Consider the following 21188-nt stretch of genomic DNA (forward strand, 5'->3'; position numbering starts at 1 on the left):
AACTCATTCAATTTTTATATACGAAGATACAATTTTCGGAAACTCAAGGTAAGGAATAAGAATACAATACAAAAAGAGCAAGGAGCATCTTGCCTTCAATGACCGACACCCCTTGCTAAAACAATTAAGAGAGAGAGTTAGAAACTGTTTTGATTTTTATAGGATTTCTTTTTGTGTTTCTTAGATTTTTTTCAATCTGCTTTCAAGGTAATAATCAGCGGACCGGCATCTTCTACCTTAACTTTTGCCGTTTGCATATCGATATAGCTGACAGAAAGAACAGAACCTTTCAGGGTTTCCAACTTAAAAGTTCCATTAAGATCGGTAACTGTTCCTATAGTTGTTCCTTCAACTAACACACAAGCTCCGATAACCGGATTACCATCCGTATCACAAACTTTTCCTACCACCCTATTTTCATTATCGGATGTATCCGGGAATACAGGTGTACCATTGACGCTTTTAACTGTACCTTTAAGACCACGTATCGTAATATTGGATACAGGTTTTGTTTTTATTTTCACCGCCGGTTTACCGTCTGTCTCTACAGTCACTACATCATATTCACTTGCCTTATTTTGTCTCAATGTCTGGAGTTCGGTATCAGATACTTCTTTATCATCCAAAAAGTAAGAGACTTTTTTTACATCATTGGAATTAAGCTTATTTTGAAGAGCATCTATCTTATCACCTAACGTCTTTTCATTTTGTTTGGCCTGATATTCTTCCTTGGTCATCAAAGTTATGATAATAGCCCCCTCTTTTGCACGAGAACCATAGATTGCCGTTGCCGATGCATCTTTCAAGACACTGATTGATTTTATCCAGTTCGGATCGATCGCATTGATTGTATTTGGAGCCGCTTCTTTACCGTCGATTATGAAAAGTGGTCCGCCCGTTTTCTCTTCCGAAGAAGCGGTATTGGCATTTGCCGAACTGTCGCCATCAAGCCGGAAAGATACCGGAAGTGTATATTTCACATCTACTGCTTTACCTCCCTGCGTTCCAGGTATCCAATCCGGCATGCTCTTTATGAGCCGGATAGCTTCTTTATCCAAATCAGGATCAACGCTCCGGGCTACCTTTGGAGAAACAATCTTACCTTTCTTGTTGACAACAAACTGTACGATAACACGACCTTGTGTACCCTTCTCTTTCGCTATCGCAGGATATTTCATATTCTCCCGTACATATTCCGCTACAGCTCCATTGCCACCCGGAAATTCAGGCATTTTCTCTGCAACCCAAAAGACACCGTCTTCAGACGATTTTCCAGCAGTCTCCTTTTTCTTCACATCTGCCGTGTCCTTTACTACAGAAATCTCCGGAACATCAGTAAGATTCACCACTGCATTTACCCCGGAAGCAACATTTTCCACCGTTTTTGTTTCTACAATTGCCGCTAAATCATTAACTTTGACAGCAGAAATCTCTTTTGCTTTTTGAGAGATTTCGGGACGGGCAAAAGCAGTTACTGCAATAGCTGCTAACGGAAGTACATACAAATACTTCAAACGTGCCCAAGGATTTGATTTTTCTTTTAACATCATAGTGATACGTTTTTTAAGTGTACTGTGATTAAAGCTGTTGGCCATAGAGTAGAGCCTTGTGCCGACAGCTTTTTTTATTAATAATAATTGATATTGCTTTGCATCAACACCTTCTTTGATCACTGTCTCATCCGCTTCGTATTCATGAATGTTTTGCAGTTCTTGTTTCAGTAACCACGATGCGGGATTGAACCATTGAAAAAAGATACATAGATCTGCAACCAACAGATCAACAGAATGATGATTGCTGATATGGGCAGTTTCATGAATGAGTATTTCACGTCCATTCTCCTCAAGATCGGCCTCAGAGATAACGATATATTTCATCCAACTGAAAGGAGCGATTTCTTTATTATGTATAATGAGCCTAATACCGGAATGAAATATCTCCTTTCTGCCCGAACGGAGTAACAAAAACAAACGGATAAGCGAATAAATATTACGGCAAGCGAAAAACACGATACCGGCAAGGTAAATGACCAGGGTGATCTGAATGCCGGATAAAGTAATCTCTTTTACCTCAACCGGAGCGACAGCCACAGTATCCTGAGAGTAGAAATCAACCATTGCAAGAAGCTGTTCCAAAGTCAGCATGGTATGCGCCATCTCTGTGGGTTGCGCAGTAGTCACCTCAAGCAATGGGATAAGCAACGACAAAAAAAGTATTCCCAATAAAGCGACCCGATTAAAGCGATGAAAAGTTTCTTTGCTCAGCAACAACCTATAAAAAAGATAGAATAGTGCGAGGCAAACAGATGATTTCAGTATGTAGACAAAAAAGGTTCCCATAAGTTTTTTCTTTTATGGCACATTCTATTTTTTATTATGTGCATTTTCCACTTCACGTATAAGCTGCTTAAGATCATCAAGCGAAATGTCTTCCTCACTGACTAATGAAGAGACGGCACTGAGATAAGAATTATTGAAATACTTACGGATAACATTTTTCAGTGTTCCTTTATGAAAATCTTCTGCACTGACCGTTGCATAATATTGATAGGTATTTCCATAAGTTTTATGGGCAAGGAATCCTTTATCCTCCAATCCCCGGACAATAGTAGATAATGTATTGAAATGCGGTTTCGGTTCATCATAAAAAGCCAGCATTTCTTTCACAAACAGAGGGCCTTTCTTCCAGAAAAAGCCCATGATTTCTTCTTCTTTAGCAGTTAATCCTTTCATATCTGTATCAATATTTAAGGCAAATAACGAGATTTTTTAGTTCATAAACTAACTTTTATAGTTAACAATATCTAAAGCGCTATGGAGAGAAGGAAAGAATGAAGGAATGAAAGAAGAAAAGGCCGAAGGAATGAAGGAAGGAATGAAAAAATGAATGAAAGGCTGCGCAATGATCGTGATTACATTTACATAGCGTAGCCTTTCATTCTTTCATTATTTCATTATTTACTTCTTTCATTCCTCTCATCCGCCCACTCTTTTTCAAGGCTTCGGCAATAATCCATTGAAGCTGACCATTTGTGCTGCGAAACTCATCGGCTGCCCACTTTTCGATGGCATCCATTGTTTCAGCATCTACCCGCAGGACAAAACTCTTGGTTGAAGATTCTTTTTTAGCCACAATATTAATTCCTCTCATTCATTCCCAATTACCAACCATTTCATTCTGAAAAACGAGACCAATGGGAATTCACTATTTATTTACTGTTTAAATACTCCGTTTATAAAATCAGCAATATCCTTTATGACATATTCCGGTACAGGACTGAGATGTGTATATTCAAAAGGGGTAGATTTCCCACTCCCCTCCTGTAAGGCATGGTTCAATTTAGGATACGACTTAAAAAGCACATTCGGATTACGATACAATCCAAAGCGCCACATTCCGAAATCCTGCATCGTCACCTGATAGTCACGTTCACCCTGTAACACAAGGAAAGGAAGTTTCAACATCCGGGCTACCTCGACCGGTTGGTATTCTGTTTCCATTTTCCGGTATGACTCCGGAAGCGAATTCATCACCTGCTCTACCGCCGCTTTCACATCCGGCTGCGTACCCGAAAGAGAAGAGATATATGTCATTTGCTCGGTCAATAGCTGTTCCATCTTCCGCACCGGTCCGGCCAAACTGATAATACCGCCCAAACATCCCTCACCGGCCCGTTGTGCGATACGCGGGACTAACATCCCGCCTAAACTATGCCCCAACACATAGACTCTTGCAGAGTCAATCTCCGGCAATGATTTCACTAAACGAACGGCCGAAATCACATCATCTACCACTTCATTATCGAAAGTCGCTTCCACTCCTTGAGGATATGCTGCCGTACCATACACCTTGGTACGCTTATCGTAACGCAAAACAGCTATGCCTTGTTCAGCCAATCCCCAAGCTATATCGCGAAAAGGTTTATTAGGGCCCAATGTTTCATCGCGATCATTCGGGCCGGAACCATGTACAAGGATCAGTACGGGAAGACGGGAACCTCCTTTAGGGAGAGTTAATGTGCCGGGTAGCCGGAAAGTATCGGTAGAAATCTCCACACTTTTTTCCTCCAACCTCTTTTTATTGAACTTCATAGGCTTAGCGTCAACAACAGAAGTAGCCGGGGTAAAGGTAAGCGTGCTTGCCCTGCCGTCCTCGTCGAATACGACGGTGAATCGCATAGAGTTCTTTTCAAAACGTACATCGCAATGATACATCGTGATCCCTTCCGCCATTTCCGTTTTCCACTTTCCCCGGGATTTAAATTTCCCCATCTGTTTCTCCAACTGCCGGAAACTGTCACTAAACACCACCGGGGCCACCTTCTTACGAATGGTATCACTCATACGCACATGTACGCTATCCCCTTGCCCTGCAACAATAAACTTATATAAACGTTCGGCACTTTTTAAATTTGCTTTATGATTTTGGGCATCCGCAGGTTGCAGAATTCCTAAAAGAACAATTAACAATATTACAATCCGTTGTAACATGATTCCTTCCAATATTTTAATTAATGATTCGTTAATCTCTTCACCGCCGGAACGAAGAGTAAGTTCTTCCGTATTAGTTTCGCTATCATCATAAGCATATTGTCCGGCTACCTGCCAAAGTGCCGCATCACTCTGGATCATCACAAAGTTTTCAATGATATCATTTTGATATCACAAATATATTATTCTTATATTCAAACGAGCAATAGAAAACAGGAAAAAGAGCGTGCTATTAACGTTTATTACAGAAAAACGACGTAGCAATCTACTAATGTACCCATATACCAACTGGCTGCGTTACATACCGTATATCATTGGTACGTTGGTACATCGATATATTGGCATATTGGTACATGGATCCATTACCATATAATGTGAAGAAAAGTCGTATGATCAGTTTTTCCGGATAAACATTTCAAGAAGGAAAAGACAGACACCCGGTAACCGACCTCTTGCCATCCCCGACTCAGACCTTTGTAACAAAATAGGGAGTATGCCCTAACGACTATCACAGTTAATTTTGTCAAAAGCCGTTCCCGAAAAAGATTTAAAAAAGCGATGGAATGCCCACAAATTAAAAAAGATAAAAATAAAATGTTTTTTTATTCGACTTCATAAGGATGTGTAAACCAAAAACGGCTGCCAACCCCCAATTCTGATTCAACACCGATACTCCCCTTCAAATGATCAACAATACTCCGGCAGATAGAAAGCCCTAACCCGGTACCTTTTGAAAAGGTATTGAGCTTTACGAAACGGTCGAAAACTTTACCGGCTTTTTCCGGAGCAATTCCTATGCCCGTATCTGTAACCGAAAATTCGATTTGATTATCGTTTTCCTCAAAATGATAGTCAAGAAGAACCTGCCCCTCATGCGTAAATTTCAAGGCATTGTTGATAAAGTTTATAATAACCTGCATCAAGCGTTTTTTATCACTATAGATGCGATAATCGGGCAAATCGGGAGCAAGTACAACAGGAACTTCCTTATCCTCTTTAATATCATAGTAACGAACAATATCCTCACATAAATCCTTGACGTTCAAATAACCCATATTAAAGTCAAGCGTACCTGCCTCTATCTTCGACAAATCCAGAATATCGGATATCAATTGCAAAAGCAACTCCGAATTTTCTTGCATGATGGCAAGATACTCCTCGCGTTCTTCTTTGTCCTCCGACTCGGCCAGAAGGCTGGCAAAGCCTACAATCGAATTTAACGGAGTACGAATTTCATGACTCATATTGGCCAGAAAAGCCGACTTCAAGCGATCCAGATTTTCTGCTTTCTCTTTCGCAATTCTTAATTCTTCCTCTATTTTCTTTTGATGGTCGATGTCGACACTGGTAATGACATGTGCCATTTGTCCGTCTATCCAAGCAAAGGCAGCACTGAATACGCGAAACCAGCACTTATCAAACGGACGCTGATAATCCCAGGAATAGACTTTGGTAGGCAAACCGTTCTCATCGATCAAATGTCTCTTCGGACAAAACTCGCACTCTCCCGTTTTATCGGTATAAAGCGCCTGCCAGCACTTCTTCCCCTCGAAATGCTCTATACCGCCGTAGGGAGCCGCCATAGATTCATTGGCATACAGCATATCATGAGAATCAAACGAGTTGACGTATATATCGACTCCCATATTATTCATGATACTGCCCAATGTCTTACTCGCACGTACTTCTCTTTCTTTATACTCTCTGATCGATATTTCTTTAGAAAGCGCACCCAACGCAAGATAAATGGCCTGCGACTCCTCTTTGGTAAAAGAAGAAGCGCCCTCTTCCCTGTCGGCAAATCCGATAAAGCCGATTATTTTCCCTTCGGTATCTTCAAAGTGCCGGATCAATAAGGATTTTACCTTATAAAAATCCATGATATCGATATCAGCCAACGAGCTACCCTCATAACCATCGACACAGAAAGGTTCCTTCTTATCTTTTGCACGTGCCAAATGTTGTTTGGTCATCTCGCCCATTTCAAAACGGGATCTCAGAGTATTATCCTCATTCCCAACCGTCTCTTTCAAATAAAAATAACGGAATCCGTCTGTCTGATAAACAAATCCTCTCTTGAATCCACAATAATCACAAATATCCGTTAATGATCCCATCACCTTTTTCTCGATCGATTCATAGTCGTTCAATCTCTCTAAAAAATGAAGTAGAAATGTACTCAAACTCTCTGCGCTCTTGCTCATATAACTTTTAAACCTTAGGGTTAGAGACGTTCAAAACAAGCATAAAAACGCCTCCTTTGCATAGTCTTCAAGCTGCTAATATACAAACTTTTAGAGAAAAACGGTCGCATTCCATCCTGCCTCGGTCCGGGCATCCTTCCCTTTTTAAGACAAGAACAAAATTCGACAAAGCTAATTTACTTTACAAGACAAAGAGAAGAAGGATTTCAAGAAAGAATATTCTTTTTCAAAAAGTTATTGAAATAAATTACATTAGGCTTTCCCGCCGCATCCTGTCAATGCAACCTATCGTATTTTATTAATCAACAAGGATTTTCAGATGCTCCATCCGGTAGTACTGTCATGATATCGGATAGCAGTACCGGTATATGAAACCAGTCAGCCCGGTAGGATGAATTCAGTTTCACACCGAGAAACGATCGGTTCCACACCGGGAAACCATTGGTTTCATACGGATGAAACGGACAGTTTCATACAGTTGGAACAAATGGTTTCATACGGTTGGAACGATGAGTTTCATACAGTTGAAACATTTAATAAGAAGGATACATACCGATCTGCACATCAGTCCGCCGTGAATGCCCGGCCCATATCAGCCAATAAGTCTTCTATATTTTCAAGACCGACGGAAAGGCGGATTGTTTTCTGGCTGATATCCATACTTTGCCTTTGTTCTTCGGTGAAAGTGCCATAAATAGTGCTGGCAGGATGAATGGCAAGCGTTTTATTATCAAACAGGTTAGTTGCCCTGCGGATAAGTTGCAGACGATTCATAAAACGGAAACAGGCCTCACGCGAAGCGAGATCAAATGTCAGCATCGCTCCGGGATAAGGGCCAAACTGCTCCGTACTCAACCGATAAAACGGATTGGATGCAAGTCCGGTATAATTAACCGCCTCTATCTGAGGAAAATTCTGCAAGCGTTCTGCCAATTCCAGACATGTGGACGCCTGCCGTGCATAACGAACTTCCATTGTTTCCAAGCCAAGACTTTGCATATAAGCCACCTGCGGAGTCATATAAGCTCCTAAATTGCGATGAATCTCTTTACGAAGTTTGGCTGTAAAAGCAGCATTACCGAATTGCGCCCCCACCGGGCCCAGTTTCTTCGAACGGCTCCAATCCAGCGTACCGTAATCAAGAATAAGCCCACCCAAACTGGTCGCGCCACCGGAAATATATTTGGTACTGGAAACAACCTCAATATCTATCCCGAATTCACGGGCATGGAATGTATGAAAAGGAATAACAGTCGTATCTGCTACCAAAGGGGCTCCCACCTGATGGGCAATGCCGGCAAGCGCTTTCAAATCGGCAACCTCGAGTTGAGGATTCGTGATAACTTCAAGAAAAACCGCACAAGTATTTTCATCTGCCCGCTCACGGACTTCGTCCGGATTTGTAAGGTCGCAAAAACGCACTTCGACTCCAAATGCCGCTAAAGTACTTTTGAAAAAAGAATAAGTATTGCCAAACAGATGGGGAGAGGTGACAATGTTCGCACCGGATCGGGCCAACGTAATGAAAACATTACTGACAGCCGCCATACCGGAATTCAGAGCCGTCACACTCAGCGCACCTGTAATGGTCCGGATGCGTTTCTCGAAATACTGAACAGTAGGATTGGTTATCCGCGAATAGGCATGATCGGCCGTGCGTCCGCAAAAAGCCTCTTCCATGGCTTCCGCCGTGTCGAATTCATAAGCAGCCGTATTGTATACCGGCATGGAAAGAGAATGATAAGCATCTCCTTTATCAAAAGGAGTATGCAGAAGTTGTGCTTCAAAACTGTTCTTATCCATGAGATTTTCAATTTTGTTGTATGTTGTATAAAGTGGACTATCTGTTACAGGCTTCCCGCAGTTGCCCCAATGCCTTTTCGAGTACACTGCGCGGGCAAGCTACATTCAACCGCATAAATCCTTCGCCTTCTTTCCCGAAAGTGGTGCCGTCATTAAGCGCCAGATGTGCACCGTCCACAAAAAGACCGACCAATTCTTTCTGAGCCAGTCCCAAGCCCCGGCAATCGAGAAATATGAGATAAGAAGCCTGCGGACGAATCATGCGGATGGCCGGAATATACGCCCGCAGATATTCATCGGTAAAATCGATGTTGGCCTGAATATAGGCAATCGCCTGATCGAGCCATTCGGTTCCGTTGCTATATGCAGCAGCCACGCTGAGATAAGCAAACAAATGCCCCTCGCTTAATTCACCGGCCTCCATATACTCCTGAAAACGATGTCGTATTCTGCTATCTTCAATGATACAATACGAACTTGCCAGTCCCGGCATATTGAACGCTTTGCTGGGAGACATAAACACAAGGGAGTTCCGGCGCGCCTTGTCCGATACCAACGCAAAAGTAGAATGCCTGTATGGCGGTAATGTCAAGTCGGCATGAATCTCATCAGAAATGACCAGTGTACCGCTTTCATAACAAATTTCCGCTATCTGTTCCAACTCTTCAAGCGTCCATACACGCCCGCCCGGATTGTGAGGATTACTTAAAATAAGCATTTTACACCCTTGCACATCTTTACGGAAACGCTCGAAATCAATCTGGTATTGACCGTACCGAAGCACCAACGGGCTGTAAACCACCTCACGCTGATTCTTCTCCGTCACCAAAAAGAAAGGATGATACACCGGCGGCATTACCATTACCTTATCCCCTTTTTCCGTAAAACACTGTATGGCAAACGCCAATCCGCGAACAATACCGGGCATAAAAGTAAGCATCTCGCGGGTCACTTCCCAATGATAGCGCTGCTGCAACCAATTTATAATGGAAGTATACCATTCTTCGCAGGCAAAAGTATATCCCAGTATCTCGTGCTCCAAACGTTTCTTCAGTGCATCCATCACAAACGGAGGAGTACGGAAATCCATATCCGCCACCCACATGGGAAGCAAATCATTTCGTCCCCAACGCTCGCTGACGGCATCCCATTTTACGGAATCCGTTCCGTGACGATCTATTATTTCATCGAAATTGTATTTCATCTTACATTTCATTTTTGCGGTTATCTGCTTGCAAATGTACAACTCATCTGTTGCAAAATGAAAGCAGGAGAGAGAAATTTACTTTAAGAAGAACAAAAATACCACAATTGTGGTAGAGGATATGACATAAATCAAGCTCGCCTTGATTTCTTTTTCGTATTTTTGTGCACTCTAAAAAACATAATATGACGAAAGCCCTGTTTTTTGATATTGACGGAACATTGGTGAGTTTCGAAACTCATGCCATTCCTGCATCTACCATCGAGGCACTGACCATTGCCCACGAAAAAGGCATTAAAATCTTTATTGCCACAGGACGCCCCAAAGCGATTATCAACAATCTGGCGGATATACAGGACCGGGGATTGATAGACGGTTACATCACGATGAACGGTGCCTACTGTTTCGTAGGTGATGAAGTGATTTACAAAAGCGCCATTCCTGCCGGAGAGGTACGGGCACTGGCACAGGTTTGTGAACAGAAAGGATACCCCTGCATATTTGTAGGAGAACATACGATATCCGTATGCCAGCCCAATAAATTGGTTCACGATATCTTTTATGATTTCCTGCATGTAGACGAAATTCCCGTAAAGACTTTTGAAGAAGCCGTGCAGGAAGAGATTTTCCAGATGACTCCGTTTGTCACCGTAGAAGAGGAAACAGAAATACAACCTCAAATTCCCAATTGCGAGTCCGGCCGTTGGTTCCCGGCTTTTGCAGATATCACGGCAAAAGGAAATACGAAGCAGAAAGGTATCGATGAAATAATAGCCCGTTTCGGCTTCAAGCTGGAAGAGACGATGTCGTTCGGTGACGGCGGTAACGATATCAGTATGTTGCGCCATGCCGCTATCGGTGTAGCCATGGGCAATGCCAAGGAGGAAGTGAAACAGGCGGCAGACTATGTGACTGCTTCCATTGATGACGACGGAATTGCCAAAGCATTGAAACACTTCGGAATAATTTAGCCACCGGAAAGGTACTTCCATATGACCGTAGATACTGACAACAAAGAGTTTCAGGATGCGCTGAACCTCATCCAATATACCCGGCAGTCCGTCTTTCTGACAGGAAAAGCCGGTACGGGTAAATCCACATTCCTACGGCATATCTGTGCCAATACGAAAAAGAAATATGTCGTTCTTGCTCCTACCGGCATTGCCGCAATCAATGCCGGAGGAAGCACGATGCACAGCTTCTTCAAACTTCCTTTTTATCCCATCCTGCCGGACGATCCGAACTTGAGCCTTCAACGCGGACGCATCCATGAGTTTTTCAAGTATGCCAAACCACACCGCAAGCTGCTCGAACAGATCGAACTGGTCATCATCGATGAGATCTCGATGGTACGTGCGGATATCATAGATGCCGTAGACCGCATCCTGCGCGTTTACTCCCGTAATCTGCGCGAGCCGTTCGGCGGGAAACAAATCCTGCTCGTCGGCGATGTATTCCAACTGGAACCGGTCGTAAAAAATGACGAACGGGAAATTCTGAACCGTTTCTATCCCACCCCCTATTTCTTCTCCGCCCGCGTATTCAGCGAGATAGACCTCGTATCCATCGAATTACAGAAAGTATACCGGCAGACCGATCCGGTATTTGTCAGCGTGCTCGACCATATCCGCAATAACACTGCCGGTGCAGCCGATCTGCAACTGCTGAACACACGCTATGGCACGCAGATAGAACAGAACGAGGAAGATATGTACATCACCCTTGCCACCCGGAGAGACAATGTAGACTACATTAATGATAAAAAACTGGCGGAACTTCCCGGTGAACCGGTCACCTTTGAGGGAGAAATCGAAGGAGATTTTCCGGAAAGCAGTTTGCCTACCTCCAAAGATTTGATATTAAAACCGGGTGCACAGATCATTTTCATCAAAAACGATTACGACCGCCGTTGGGTAAACGGAACGATCGGTACCATATCCGGCATCGACGACGAGGACGGCACCATCTATGTAATAACCGACGACGGAAAAGAATGTGATGTAAAACCCGATTCCTGGCGAAACATCCGATACCGGTACAACGAAGAGAAAAAAGAGATTGAAGAAGAAGTGTTGGGCACTTTCACCCAATACCCTATCCGGCTGGCATGGGCCATCACAGTGCACAAAAGTCAGGGACTGACTTTCAGCCGGGTGGTCATCGACTTCACGGGCGGTGTCTTTGCCGGCGGACAAGCCTATGTGGCACTCAGCCGTTGCACCTCACTGGAAGGTATCCAATTGAAGAAACCGATCAACCGCGCTGATATTTTTGTACGGCAGGAAATCGTAAACTTCGCCCAACGTTTCAACAACCGGCAGGCAATAGACAAAGCTTTGAAACAAGCGCAAGCCGATGTGCAATATGTAGCGGCTGTCCGTGCATTCGACCGTGGAGATATGGAAGAGTGTCTGGAACAATTTTTCCGTGCCATCCATTCGCGGTATGACATAGAGAAACCCGTGCCCCGGAGATTTATCCGCCGGAAACTGGAAGTAATCAACACACTGCGCGAGCAAAACCGGCAATTGAAAGAACAAATGCGAAGCCAACAGGAGTATCTGAAAAAATACGCCCGCGAATACCTGTTGATGGGAAACGAATGTATCACGCAGGCACACGATGCGCGCGCCGCACTGGCAAACTACGATAAAGCGCTGGAACTTTATCCGGATTATACGGATGCTTGGATCCGGAAAGGAATCACTTTGTTCAACAACAAGGAGTGGTTCGATGCCGAAAATTGCTTCAATACCGCCATACGCATCAGCCCGGCTAATTTCAAAGCTTTTTACAACCGGGGGAAACTCCGTCTGAAAACAGAAGAAACAGAAGGAGCAATCGCCGATCTCGACAAAGCAACTTCACTGAAGCCGGAGCATGCCAAAGCACATGAACTTTTCGGTGACGCCCTGCTGAAAGCCGGTAAGGAGGTAGAAGCCGCTATCCAATGGCGTATCGCCGAAGAACTCAAGAAAGCACTTTCGGAGCAGGGAAGTACGACAAGCGATGGGAATAAGGATGATAAAAAGTAATATATAAATACCTCCGGGACTCCATACCGGATTCCTTTCGGTAAATAATATGAATTTAGAACTTAAATTCATAAGCCACAGACTAATAAATAGAAAACTTTTCATTAGTTTTGCACGAACAATAACATATTAATCATAAAACCTACAAAATGAAAAAGGGTCTGAAAATTACAGCTATTGCATTGGGAGTACTCCTACTGCTGATGCTTATTCTTCCTTTTGCTTTCCGTGGAAAAATAGAAAGCATTGTAAAAACCGAAGGAAACAAAATGCTCAATGCACAGTTTGATTTCCGTAGTCTCGACATTAGCCTGTTCCGTAACTTCCCCAAAGCATCTATTACACTCAGCAATTTCTGGTTGCGGGGAGTAGGCGAATTTGAAAACGATACACTTGTTCAAGCAGGCGAAGTGGTTGCCGCGATCGATCTTCTGTCACTTTTCGGAGACAGTGGATATGATATCTCCAAAATACAAATCGAAAATACACGCCTGCATGCCATCGTTCTTGCAGACGGACGTCCCAACTGGGATGTGATGAAACCGGACAGCACTTCTACCGATACAGAAGAAGAAGAAACTACGGATGATTCACCTTTTAAAATACAACTCCAACGGTTCGTGATCAAAAACATGAATCTGATTTACGATGACCGACAGGGTAATATGTACGCTGATATCCGTAACCTCAATGCGCTCTGTTCGGGCGATTTAGGCAGTGACCGTACAACCTTGAAACTGGAAGCCGAAACGGAAGCGCTTACTTATAAGATGAGCGGAATTCCTTTCCTCTCTAATGCCAACATCTACACCAAAATGGACGTGGACGCCGATCTGGCAAATAACAAATTTACCCTGAAAGACAATGAGTTCCGGCTGAATGCCATCCAAGCCGGTATCGACGGTTGGGTAGAATTAAAAGATCCCGCCATCGACATGGATCTCAAACTGAACACAAACGAAGTAGGATTCAAAGAAATTCTCTCGCTGATCCCTGCAATCTATGCAAAAGATTTCGACGGACTGAAAACAGACGGTACCGCTACCCTTACTGCCAGTGTGAAAGGCAGCATGGTGGGCGACAGCATCGTTCCGCAGTTTGACATAGCCATGGCTGTGAAAAATGCCATGTTCCGCTATCCCTCCCTTCCGGCAGGGGTAGACCAAATAAACATCCATGCCGAAGTTAAGAATCCGGGTGGCGCCATCGATCTGACTACCGTCAACATCCAGCCGTTTAGTTTCCGGCTTGCCGGTAATCCTTTCAGTCTGACTGCTGATGTAAAAACACCTGTCAGCGATCCGGATTTCCGTGCAGAAGCAAAAGGAGTGCTCAATTTGGGTATGATAAAACAAGTATATCCATTGGATGATATGGAACTGAACGGTACCATCAATGCCGACATGCAGATTGCCGGACGATTGTCATACATCGAAAAAGAGCAGTACGACCGTGTACAGGCTTCAGGTACGATCGGGCTTACCGATATGAAGTTAAAAATGAAAGACATGCCGGACGTAGATATCCACAAGTCGCTCTTCACCTTTACACCGAAATACCTGCAACTGAGCGAAACAACCGTCAATATCGGTAAAAACGATCTCACTGCCGACAGCCGTTTCGAGAACTACTTAGGTTATGTACTGAAAGGTACCACGCTAAAAGGCACACTCAATATCCGGTCCAATCATCTCAACCTGAATGATTTCATGACAACGACAGCCGACAGCGCCGCACAGGCGGAAACAACGCCGGAAGCAACAGCAAGTATCATCGAAGTACCTCGTAACATCGATTTCCAAATGGATGCCAACTTGAAAGAGGTATTGTTCGATAAGATGGCTTTCACAGATATGAATGGAAAACTAATCGTGAAAGACAGTAAAGTAGATATGAAAAATCTGTCCATGAACACGATGGGAGGAAACGTGGTCATGAACGGATACTACTCTACCACCGACGTGGAAAAACCGGAAATGAATGCAGGTTTCAAACTAAATGCCCTGAGTTTTGCACAAGTATACAAAGAATTGGATATGGTACAACAACTTGCACCGATCTTCGAAAATCTGAAAGGAAACTTCTCCGGCAGCATGAAAGTACAAACGGTGCTGGATACCTCCATGAGTCCCGTATTGGAAACCATGCAGGGTAATGGCAGCCTTTCCACAAAAGATCTCAGCTTGAGCGGCGTTAAAGTGATAGACCAGATTGCCAAAGCAGTGAAGAAACCCGATCTGAAGGATATGAAAGTGAAAGACATGACATTGGACTTCACCATTGAAAACGGAAGAGTGGCTACACAACCGTTTGATATCAAACTCGGAGATTATGTCATGAATCTATCCGGCAGTACGGGGTTGGATCAGACAATAGACTATTCCGGTAAAATCAAACTTCCGGCTTCTGCAGGCGACCTTGCCAAGCTGACCACTCTTGACCTGAAAATCGGTGGCTCGTTTACTTCACCTAAAGTATCCATCGATACCAAAAGTATGGCAAATCAGGCAGTAGAAGCCGTAGCAGACAAAGCTGTCAGCGAATTAGGAAAGAAACTGGGACTGGACTCTGCGGCCACAGGCAATAAAGAAGAGCTGAAAGAGGCAGTCAAAGAAAAGGCCGCTGAAAAGGCACTGGATTTCTTAAAGAAGAAACTGAAATAACAATAAGTGATTAGTGATTATCAACATCATGCTGCTGAAACTTTACGAAAAGAACAATAATCCACAAGACTTGCAACAGGTAGTGGATATTTTAAATGACGGAGGACTTATTATTTATCCTACCGATACGATGTATGCCATTGGTTGTCACGGACTGAAAGAACGTGCAATCGAACGCATTTGCCGTATCAAGAACATTGATCCGCGAAAAAATAATCTCTCTATCATTTGTTATGATTTGAGCAGTATCAGTGAATATGCGAAAGTAGACAACAACACTTTTAAGCTGATGAAAAGGAACCTCCCCGGACCTTTCACTTTTATTCTGAACGGAACCAACAAACTGCCTAAGATTTTCCGGAATAGAAAAGAGGTAGGTATCCGTATGCCGGACAATCATATCATCCGTGAAATAGCGCGGCTGCTCGATGCGCCTATCATGACAACGACGCTCCCTCACGAGGCAGATGAAGATTTGGAATACATGACCGATCCGGAACTGATCGACGAAAAATTCGGGGAGACGGTAGATCTCGTAATCGATGGAGGAATAGGAGGAATAGAACCGTCAACAATAGTAAGCTGTACGGAAGATACTCCGGAGATTGTCCGTCAGGGAAAGGGGAGGCTTGAGGAGAATTAGGGAATGAAAGATTTAAGAAATTAAGGAATTAAAGAATGAAAGGCTGCGCTATGTGAATGTACTCACCGCGCAGCCTTTCATTCTTTAATTATTAATTATCCATTATTAGGCCCTGCCTTTCATTATTCATTTTCTTAAATCAATGATTCCGGATCCAGATGGTCAGCTTCAATATCCTTGAAGTAACGATACGTTCCTACCTTCAGTTCTACCGTAGCCGCATCGTCACAAACAATAATACCCTTTTCATGCATCTGCAATGCACTGATTGTCCACATCTGAGTGATGGCACCTTCCACTGCATGATACAAGGCACGGGCTTTGTTATGACCATTTACAATAATCATCACTTCTTTGGCAGAAAGCACTGTTCCCACACCCACTGTCAAAGCCGTCTTCGGCACTTTGTTAATATCATTATCAAAGAAGCGCGAGTTAGCGATAATTGTATCCGTAGTCAGCGTTTTCTGACGGGTACGTGAAGACAAGGAAGACCCCGGTTCATTGAAAGCAATATGTCCGTCCGGACCGATTCCTCCCATGAAAAGATCGATACCGCCATAAGACTTGATTTTTTCTTCATAGCGTGCACATTCAGCATCCAGATCAGCGGCATTACCATTCAAGATATTGGTATTTTCCGGTTTGATATCGATATGGCTGAAGAAATTATTCCACATAAAAGAATAATAACTTTCGGGATGTTCTTTCGGCAAACCTACATATTCGTCCATATTGAAAGTAACGACGTTCTCGAAAGAAACGATGCCTTTTTTGTTCAGGTCGATTAAGCCTTTGTACATACCCAAAGGAGAAGAACCGGTAGGACATCCCAAAACGAACGGTTTTTCTGCTGTAGGATTAGCAGCTTTGATTTTAGCAGCAACATAGTGTGCCGCCCACTGAGATACGGACTGATAGTCCGGCTGAATGATTAATCTCATTGTTCTTAATTTTATTAGATTAATAAATAGGTTGATTCAATTATTAATTTCTTGATTATTAATTATCAATTGCCTCCCCTGTCTTTTTTTAAACGTTCGGCCATCGCACGAGCCAGATTTTCACACTGCTCATAGGTAATGTCTTTCATCGCCTGTTTCATCTCTACCGGGTCGCCTACTACCTCAAACTTACTCTTCTCGGCGAATTCCGCCATACGCTTCACTGCGGCACCTGCCCAAGTGAAAGAGCCGAAAAGCCCCAAATAGCGTCCTTTCAACTCGCGGACAAGTATTTTAGAAAGCAAAGACTCGATTTCCGGATAAATCTGATTGCTATAAGTCGGCGAACCGATAATAAGCCCCTTATACTTGAATATATCGGCCAAAATATAAGAAGGATTGCTCTTGCTGACATTATGCATGACAATATTCCGGATACCCTGTGCCGACAGTTCGGCAGCAATGGCTTCTGCCATCTGTTCGGTATTGCCATACATACTTCCATAAGCGATTACCACTCCCTCATCGGCTGCATAGCGGCTTAACTTATCGTAAATACCCACTACCTTCGGGATATTTTCTGTCCATACCGGACCGTGAGTAGAACAGATAACAGAGATAGGCAGCCCGCCTAATTTCTGCAATGCCTTCTGTACAGGGCTTCCATATTTTCCTACAATATTGGAGTAATAACGCACCATTTCATCCCAATAACGATCAGTGTTGATACGAGTATCAAGAAAACCACCGTCTACCGTACCAAAACAACCGAAACCGTCTCCGGAGAAAAGAATTCCGTCCGTTTCATCAAATGTCATCATGGTTTCGGGCCAATGCACCATCGGAGTAAGATAAAAACGAAGTTTATGTTTCCCCAAAGCAAGGAAATCACCGTCTTTCACCAGATACTGCTCACCTGTCACGCCATAGAAACCCTCGATCATTCCAAAAGTCTGTTTATTACCGACAATGACAATATCGGGATAATGCTGTTTTATCAAACGGATAGATCCGGAATGATCCGGCTCCATATGATTTATTATTAAGTAGTTTATAGGACGATCACCTATTACTTTCTTTATTTTATGAAGAAATACTTCAAAATAACAGATGTCTACCGTATCAACCAAAGCCACCATTTCATCATCAATCAGATAAGAGTTATACGAAACCCCATATGGTAACGGCCACATCCCCTCAAAAAGATGTTTGTTACGATCATTCACTCCCACATAGTGGACATTTCCTTTTATTCTTGTCTTCTGTTCCATCTTATTATTATTAAATTAGTGATTAGCGGTTAGCGACAGGTAATTAGCAAGCCGGTCAAATATCTTTCGGCGTCGGTCACTTATCACTAACCGCTAATCATTCATTGCCAAACATCAATTTATTGTCCGGCAAATATACCTTTTTTTTCTGAAAATTTATACATCCTCCCTTGATATGCCCCCCTTTCTTTCATTCTTTTTTGAACACGGGCGGTAAATTCATAATTTTTTAATCCCCAGTCGGGAGCTATCAGTAATTCACGGGGAGATTGGGATACAAAGCGCTCCGGCACAATATCCGGTCGTAAGTGTTCGATATAATCTATTACGAGCTCGATATATTCATTCACATCATTAAAAAAATGAAAACCAGCGGGATTCTGCTCATATTCATAAGCCATACGGGTGCCATGAATCAATTGAAGCTGATGCATTTTCAAGGTGGTAAGCGGCAATTCGGAAAGTACTCCGGCTTGCGATACCATGTCGTCGTGAGACTCTCCCGGAAGCCCGAGAATAACATGTCCGCCAGTCAGAATGCCTCTGGCAGCCGTGCGTTGCACTGTTTCCACCGTATCCGCATAGGTATGCCCCCGGTTGATGCGTTTCAGTGTTTCATCACAAGTTGTCTCGATTCCATATTCCACTAAAAGAAATGTCTGCCGGTTAAGGTTTTCAAGATACTGGAGAAGTTCATCCGGCATACAATCCGGCCGGGTACCGATCACAAGTCCGACAACGTCGTCAACACTCAACGCTTCTTCATATTTTCGTTTCAGGCTCTCCAGCCCGGCATAAGTATTAGTATAAGCCTGGAAATAAGCGAGGTATTTCATCTCAGGATATTTATGGGCAAAGAAACGCTTTCCCTCTTCCAACTGTACCTTAATCGTTTTCTCTGTCCGGCAATATTCCGGATTAAAAGTCTGGTTATTGCAATAAGTACATCCCCCCTGCCCTTTAGTACCGTCACGATTAGGACAGGTAAAACCTGCATTCAGAGATATCTTCTGTACCTTATAAGGGAAATAACGCTTCAGAAATAGCGGAAATTCATTATATAAAAATTGTTGAGCCATGCTGTTCCTTCTTTATGAGGAACAAACATAAGAAAATCCGGGGAGACGAAAAAGAAAAAAACGAAACTTTACTGTTTATAGTGCCAATCTTGTCTTCAACAATTTATAACCGGAAAGACTCACTCTCAACTTATCACCATTCTTCAGCAACAGCCTGTAACTCTCCTTGCCGAAAAGCTCTACCCGAGAGATTTGCGTTACATTTACAATAGTCGAACGGTGTATGCGCACAAATCCGGCCGCCGACAAATGAGTTTCCAGATATTTCATAGTAAGCTCTTTTACGTACTGCCCTTCAGGAGTAACCAGAGTAACATAATCTCCACACGCCTGCACATAAAGTAAATCTTCCGTATTTATTAAATGAATGCGTGTTCCATCTTTTACCGTAATACGGTTCAGAAACTCTTCCACCGGTTGTTCTGTCTCTTCGACATTATTTTCTTTGACCGGTTCCTCTTCTTCCGGCATCACCTCCTCTTTAGAAAGGGATTGTCCTGCCTGCAAAGCCAACAATCTATACCACATCATTATCACTATCCAGCACAAAATGCCGGATAACCCCCTGAAAGGAGCGGTTACCGCAAAGGGAGCATAGGCAGTTGTTCCTATAAGCTCAATCCACTCCTGCATAGCAAACCCGCCGGCCAGCCAAAACAGTATGGCCAATACCGATACGACAATCTCCGTCTGTACCGACGATACAATGCCGATAGCAAACCATGACAAATATGCCAAACTGCAAAACAGTACGACAGAAACCGTACCATCTGTCAATGCCGGCCATAAACCGGCACCTGCATAAGTCATCAACAAACCGGTATATATCCCTATCGCGGCCGCTACCAATAATAAAACAGATATCCACCGCCGGGAAGAATCCATAATCGGATGTGCTTGCATTTTATTTAATTAACCTTTAATTTCTACTCCTCCAAAAGAAACATTCCCAATAACTACCAGTCTACGACTCTGATCGATATTCACCCCCGGCACACGTTTATCCTCACAACCGCCCAAGAAAGCATTGGCCTGCAAATCTACCCGCCAATCCAACGGAACATATATCTCCACACCTCCGAAATTACACTCTACATCAATATACGTCTCACCCTGTTCGATGTTCGTGCGCCGTAAATCAAGCACGGTCCCCCCAAAACTGTTACGGATTTCCGCGCCTTTAAAGACCTCATCGAGCACAACTTGCTTCACACCGCCAAACACATTGTCCGAACGCACAAAGCCATCACCGGAATGATGTTGCCGGGTAGTAAAATCTGTTTCACTCTGTATCTTCCTTTCTCTTTTTTTGCACTGCGGACGATAAAAAAAGGCGATTCCCACACATACCAACAACACAGGCCAAAGCACAGCGCTCACATTCGCCGGCCCCCACGGCAACCATCCGAGTCGCGGCAAAATGAAACAAAGTCCGATAGCGAACAAAACCACGCCCGTAAATGCCTGTCTGCGCAGGAAAGAATAAGCTCCCAAAACGACCAAAAGCATCGGCCAGGATACAATAATATGAAATATCCTATTGGGGAAAATTCCCAAATTACGTCCCAACAATAAAACACCACATGCTATAAGAATAGTAGCCATTAATTGCCTTCCCGTGAAACCCGAAGGCGTAGCAGATTTCTTTTCCATAATTCTCTTAATTTATAAATTCGATGATACGTTCGATTTGATTACAGGACAAAGATACGCTGTTCAACCTCCAAAAGAAAGGTTTTTCCGACCAAATACGATACAAAATCGATGAATACCGGACTGAGCCCCGTTAAAAAGAGAGACAATAATTATTTAATCAGCAAGTACCAATTTTTTCCTTAATAAAAAAGAGATC

16 protein-coding genes and 1 pseudogene are annotated in these 21188 nt (G+C 43.4%); 4 read left to right on the forward strand and 13 right to left on the reverse strand.

Features of this window, described 5'->3' with window-relative positions:
• Nucleotides 1–191 precede the first annotated feature (191 nt).
• From HMPREF1532_RS04375 to HMPREF1532_RS04405, 8 genes and pseudogenes are all read right to left on the reverse strand, one after another.
• On the reverse strand, nt 192–2339 hold the full coding sequence (locus HMPREF1532_RS04375) for a M56 family metallopeptidase (RefSeq protein ID WP_005925362.1): 2148 nt from the start codon (nt 2337–2339) through the stop codon (nt 192–194).
• A 24-nt stretch (nt 2340–2363) separates the two neighbouring features.
• Entirely contained in the window at nt 2364–2732 is a 369-nt protein-coding gene (locus HMPREF1532_RS04380) for a BlaI/MecI/CopY family transcriptional regulator (protein ID WP_005925365.1), read from the reverse strand.
• Between the two features lie 202 nt (nt 2733–2934).
• The gene (locus HMPREF1532_RS04385) at nt 2935–3132 is read right to left on the reverse strand and encodes a type II toxin-antitoxin system antitoxin (protein ID WP_025819216.1); all 198 of its coding nucleotides are present in this window, start codon (nt 3130–3132) and stop codon (nt 2935–2937) included.
• Nucleotides 3133–3212: 80 nt separating this feature from the next.
• Nucleotides 3213–4490 carry an alpha/beta hydrolase gene (locus tag HMPREF1532_RS04390; RefSeq protein WP_374693090.1) on the reverse strand — a complete coding sequence of 426 codons (1278 nt, stop codon included), beginning with the start codon at nt 4488–4490 and terminating at the stop codon, nt 3213–3215.
• Nucleotides 4491–4511: 21 nt separating this feature from the next.
• Nucleotides 4512–4643: pseudogene (locus HMPREF1532_RS22005) on the reverse strand (SPFH domain-containing protein); the annotation flags it as partial.
• Between the two features lie 449 nt (nt 4644–5092).
• Nucleotides 5093–6694 carry a sensor histidine kinase gene (locus tag HMPREF1532_RS04395; RefSeq protein WP_005925374.1) on the reverse strand — a complete coding sequence of 534 codons (1602 nt, stop codon included), beginning with the start codon at nt 6692–6694 and terminating at the stop codon, nt 5093–5095.
• 564 nt (nt 6695–7258) lie between these two features.
• Nucleotides 7259–8497 carry a PLP-dependent transferase gene (locus tag HMPREF1532_RS04400; protein ID WP_005925377.1) on the reverse strand — a complete coding sequence of 413 codons (1239 nt, stop codon included), beginning with the start codon at nt 8495–8497 and terminating at the stop codon, nt 7259–7261.
• Between the two features lie 37 nt (nt 8498–8534).
• Nucleotides 8535–9701, reverse strand: a complete 1167-nt coding sequence (locus HMPREF1532_RS04405; RefSeq protein WP_005925379.1) for a MalY/PatB family protein — start codon at nt 9699–9701, stop codon at nt 8535–8537.
• Between the two features lie 185 nt (nt 9702–9886).
• Here HMPREF1532_RS04405 and HMPREF1532_RS04410 point away from each other — a divergent pair, with 185 nt between their 5' ends.
• The 4 genes from HMPREF1532_RS04410 (at nt 9887) to HMPREF1532_RS04425 (ending at nt 16042) form a co-directional block, all read left to right on the forward strand.
• The gene (locus HMPREF1532_RS04410; RefSeq protein ID WP_005925382.1) at nt 9887–10672 is read left to right on the forward strand and encodes a Cof-type HAD-IIB family hydrolase; all 786 of its coding nucleotides are present in this window, start codon (nt 9887–9889) and stop codon (nt 10670–10672) included.
• Nucleotides 10673–10693: 21 nt separating this feature from the next.
• Nucleotides 10694–12736 (forward strand): AAA family ATPase, encoded by a 2043-nt coding sequence (locus HMPREF1532_RS04415; RefSeq protein ID WP_005925385.1) that lies wholly within the window; start codon nt 10694–10696, stop codon nt 12734–12736.
• 149 nt (nt 12737–12885) lie between these two features.
• The gene (locus tag HMPREF1532_RS04420) at nt 12886–15399 is read left to right on the forward strand and encodes an AsmA family protein (protein ID WP_005925388.1); all 2514 of its coding nucleotides are present in this window, start codon (nt 12886–12888) and stop codon (nt 15397–15399) included.
• Between the two features lie 28 nt (nt 15400–15427).
• A complete protein-coding gene (locus HMPREF1532_RS04425; RefSeq protein ID WP_025819215.1) occupies nt 15428–16042 on the forward strand; it encodes an L-threonylcarbamoyladenylate synthase in 615 nt (204 codons plus the stop codon).
• 134 nt (nt 16043–16176) lie between these two features.
• Here HMPREF1532_RS04425 and nagB read toward each other — a convergent pair whose 3' ends face one another.
• The 5 genes from nagB to HMPREF1532_RS04450 all read right to left on the reverse strand — a co-directional run bounded on the left by nagB (nt 16177) and on the right by HMPREF1532_RS04450 (nt 20989).
• Nucleotides 16177–16986, reverse strand: coding sequence for a glucosamine-6-phosphate deaminase (gene nagB / locus HMPREF1532_RS04430; RefSeq protein ID WP_005925393.1), 810 nt, complete (start codon nt 16984–16986; stop codon nt 16177–16179).
• 65 nt (nt 16987–17051) lie between these two features.
• Nucleotides 17052–18257: an FprA family A-type flavoprotein gene (locus HMPREF1532_RS04435; protein ID WP_005925397.1), complete on the reverse strand. Its 1206-nt coding sequence runs from the start codon at nt 18255–18257 to the stop codon at nt 17052–17054.
• Between the two features lie 119 nt (nt 18258–18376).
• Nucleotides 18377–19336 (reverse strand): tRNA modification radical SAM protein MnmL/YtqA, encoded by a 960-nt coding sequence (mnmL, locus tag HMPREF1532_RS04440; RefSeq protein ID WP_005925399.1) that lies wholly within the window; start codon nt 19334–19336, stop codon nt 18377–18379.
• 75 nt (nt 19337–19411) lie between these two features.
• Nucleotides 19412–20239 carry a LytTR family DNA-binding domain-containing protein gene (locus tag HMPREF1532_RS04445; protein WP_005925402.1) on the reverse strand — a complete coding sequence of 276 codons (828 nt, stop codon included), beginning with the start codon at nt 20237–20239 and terminating at the stop codon, nt 19412–19414.
• A gap of 9 nt (nt 20240–20248) precedes the next feature.
• A complete protein-coding gene (locus tag HMPREF1532_RS04450; protein WP_005925406.1) occupies nt 20249–20989 on the reverse strand; it encodes a LiaF transmembrane domain-containing protein in 741 nt (246 codons plus the stop codon).
• Nucleotides 20990–21188: the final 199 nt, after the last annotated feature.

The sequence above is a fragment of the Bacteroides salyersiae WAL 10018 = DSM 18765 = JCM 12988 genome (assembly GCF_000381365.1).
GTDB classification, from domain to species: Bacteria; Bacteroidota; Bacteroidia; order Bacteroidales; family Bacteroidaceae; genus Bacteroides; species Bacteroides salyersiae.

Excerpts from the sequence above, each read along its gene's own strand:
- HMPREF1532_RS04400 (WP_005925377.1), bottom strand. The coding sequence starts at position 8,497 with ATGGATAAGAACAGTTTTGAAGCACAACTTCTGCATACTCCTTTTGAT.
- HMPREF1532_RS04425 (WP_025819215.1), top strand. The coding sequence starts at position 15,428 with ATGCTGCTGAAACTTTACGAAAAGAACAATAATCCACAAGACTTGCAA.
- HMPREF1532_RS04395 (WP_005925374.1), bottom strand. The coding sequence starts at position 6,694 with ATGAGCAAGAGCGCAGAGAGTTTGAGTACATTTCTACTTCATTTTTTA.
- HMPREF1532_RS04390 (WP_374693090.1), bottom strand. The coding sequence starts at position 4,490 with ATGTTACAACGGATTGTAATATTGTTAATTGTTCTTTTAGGAATTCTG.
- HMPREF1532_RS04415 (WP_005925385.1), top strand. The coding sequence starts at position 10,694 with ATGACCGTAGATACTGACAACAAAGAGTTTCAGGATGCGCTGAACCTC.
- HMPREF1532_RS04380 (WP_005925365.1), bottom strand. The coding sequence starts at position 2,732 with ATGAAAGGATTAACTGCTAAAGAAGAAGAAATCATGGGCTTTTTCTGG.
- HMPREF1532_RS04445 (WP_005925402.1), bottom strand. The coding sequence starts at position 20,239 with ATGCAAGCACATCCGATTATGGATTCTTCCCGGCGGTGGATATCTGTT.
- HMPREF1532_RS04450 (WP_005925406.1), bottom strand. The coding sequence starts at position 20,989 with ATGGAAAAGAAATCTGCTACGCCTTCGGGTTTCACGGGAAGGCAATTA.
- nagB (WP_005925393.1), bottom strand. The coding sequence starts at position 16,986 with ATGAGATTAATCATTCAGCCGGACTATCAGTCCGTATCTCAGTGGGCG.
- HMPREF1532_RS04410 (WP_005925382.1), top strand. The coding sequence starts at position 9,887 with ATGACGAAAGCCCTGTTTTTTGATATTGACGGAACATTGGTGAGTTTC.
- mnmL (WP_005925399.1), bottom strand. The coding sequence starts at position 19,336 with ATGGCTCAACAATTTTTATATAATGAATTTCCGCTATTTCTGAAGCGT.
- HMPREF1532_RS04420 (WP_005925388.1), top strand. The coding sequence starts at position 12,886 with ATGAAAAAGGGTCTGAAAATTACAGCTATTGCATTGGGAGTACTCCTA.
- HMPREF1532_RS04435 (WP_005925397.1), bottom strand. The coding sequence starts at position 18,257 with ATGGAACAGAAGACAAGAATAAAAGGAAATGTCCACTATGTGGGAGTG.
- HMPREF1532_RS04375 (WP_005925362.1), bottom strand. The coding sequence starts at position 2,339 with ATGGGAACCTTTTTTGTCTACATACTGAAATCATCTGTTTGCCTCGCA.
- HMPREF1532_RS04405 (WP_005925379.1), bottom strand. The coding sequence starts at position 9,701 with ATGAAATACAATTTCGATGAAATAATAGATCGTCACGGAACGGATTCC.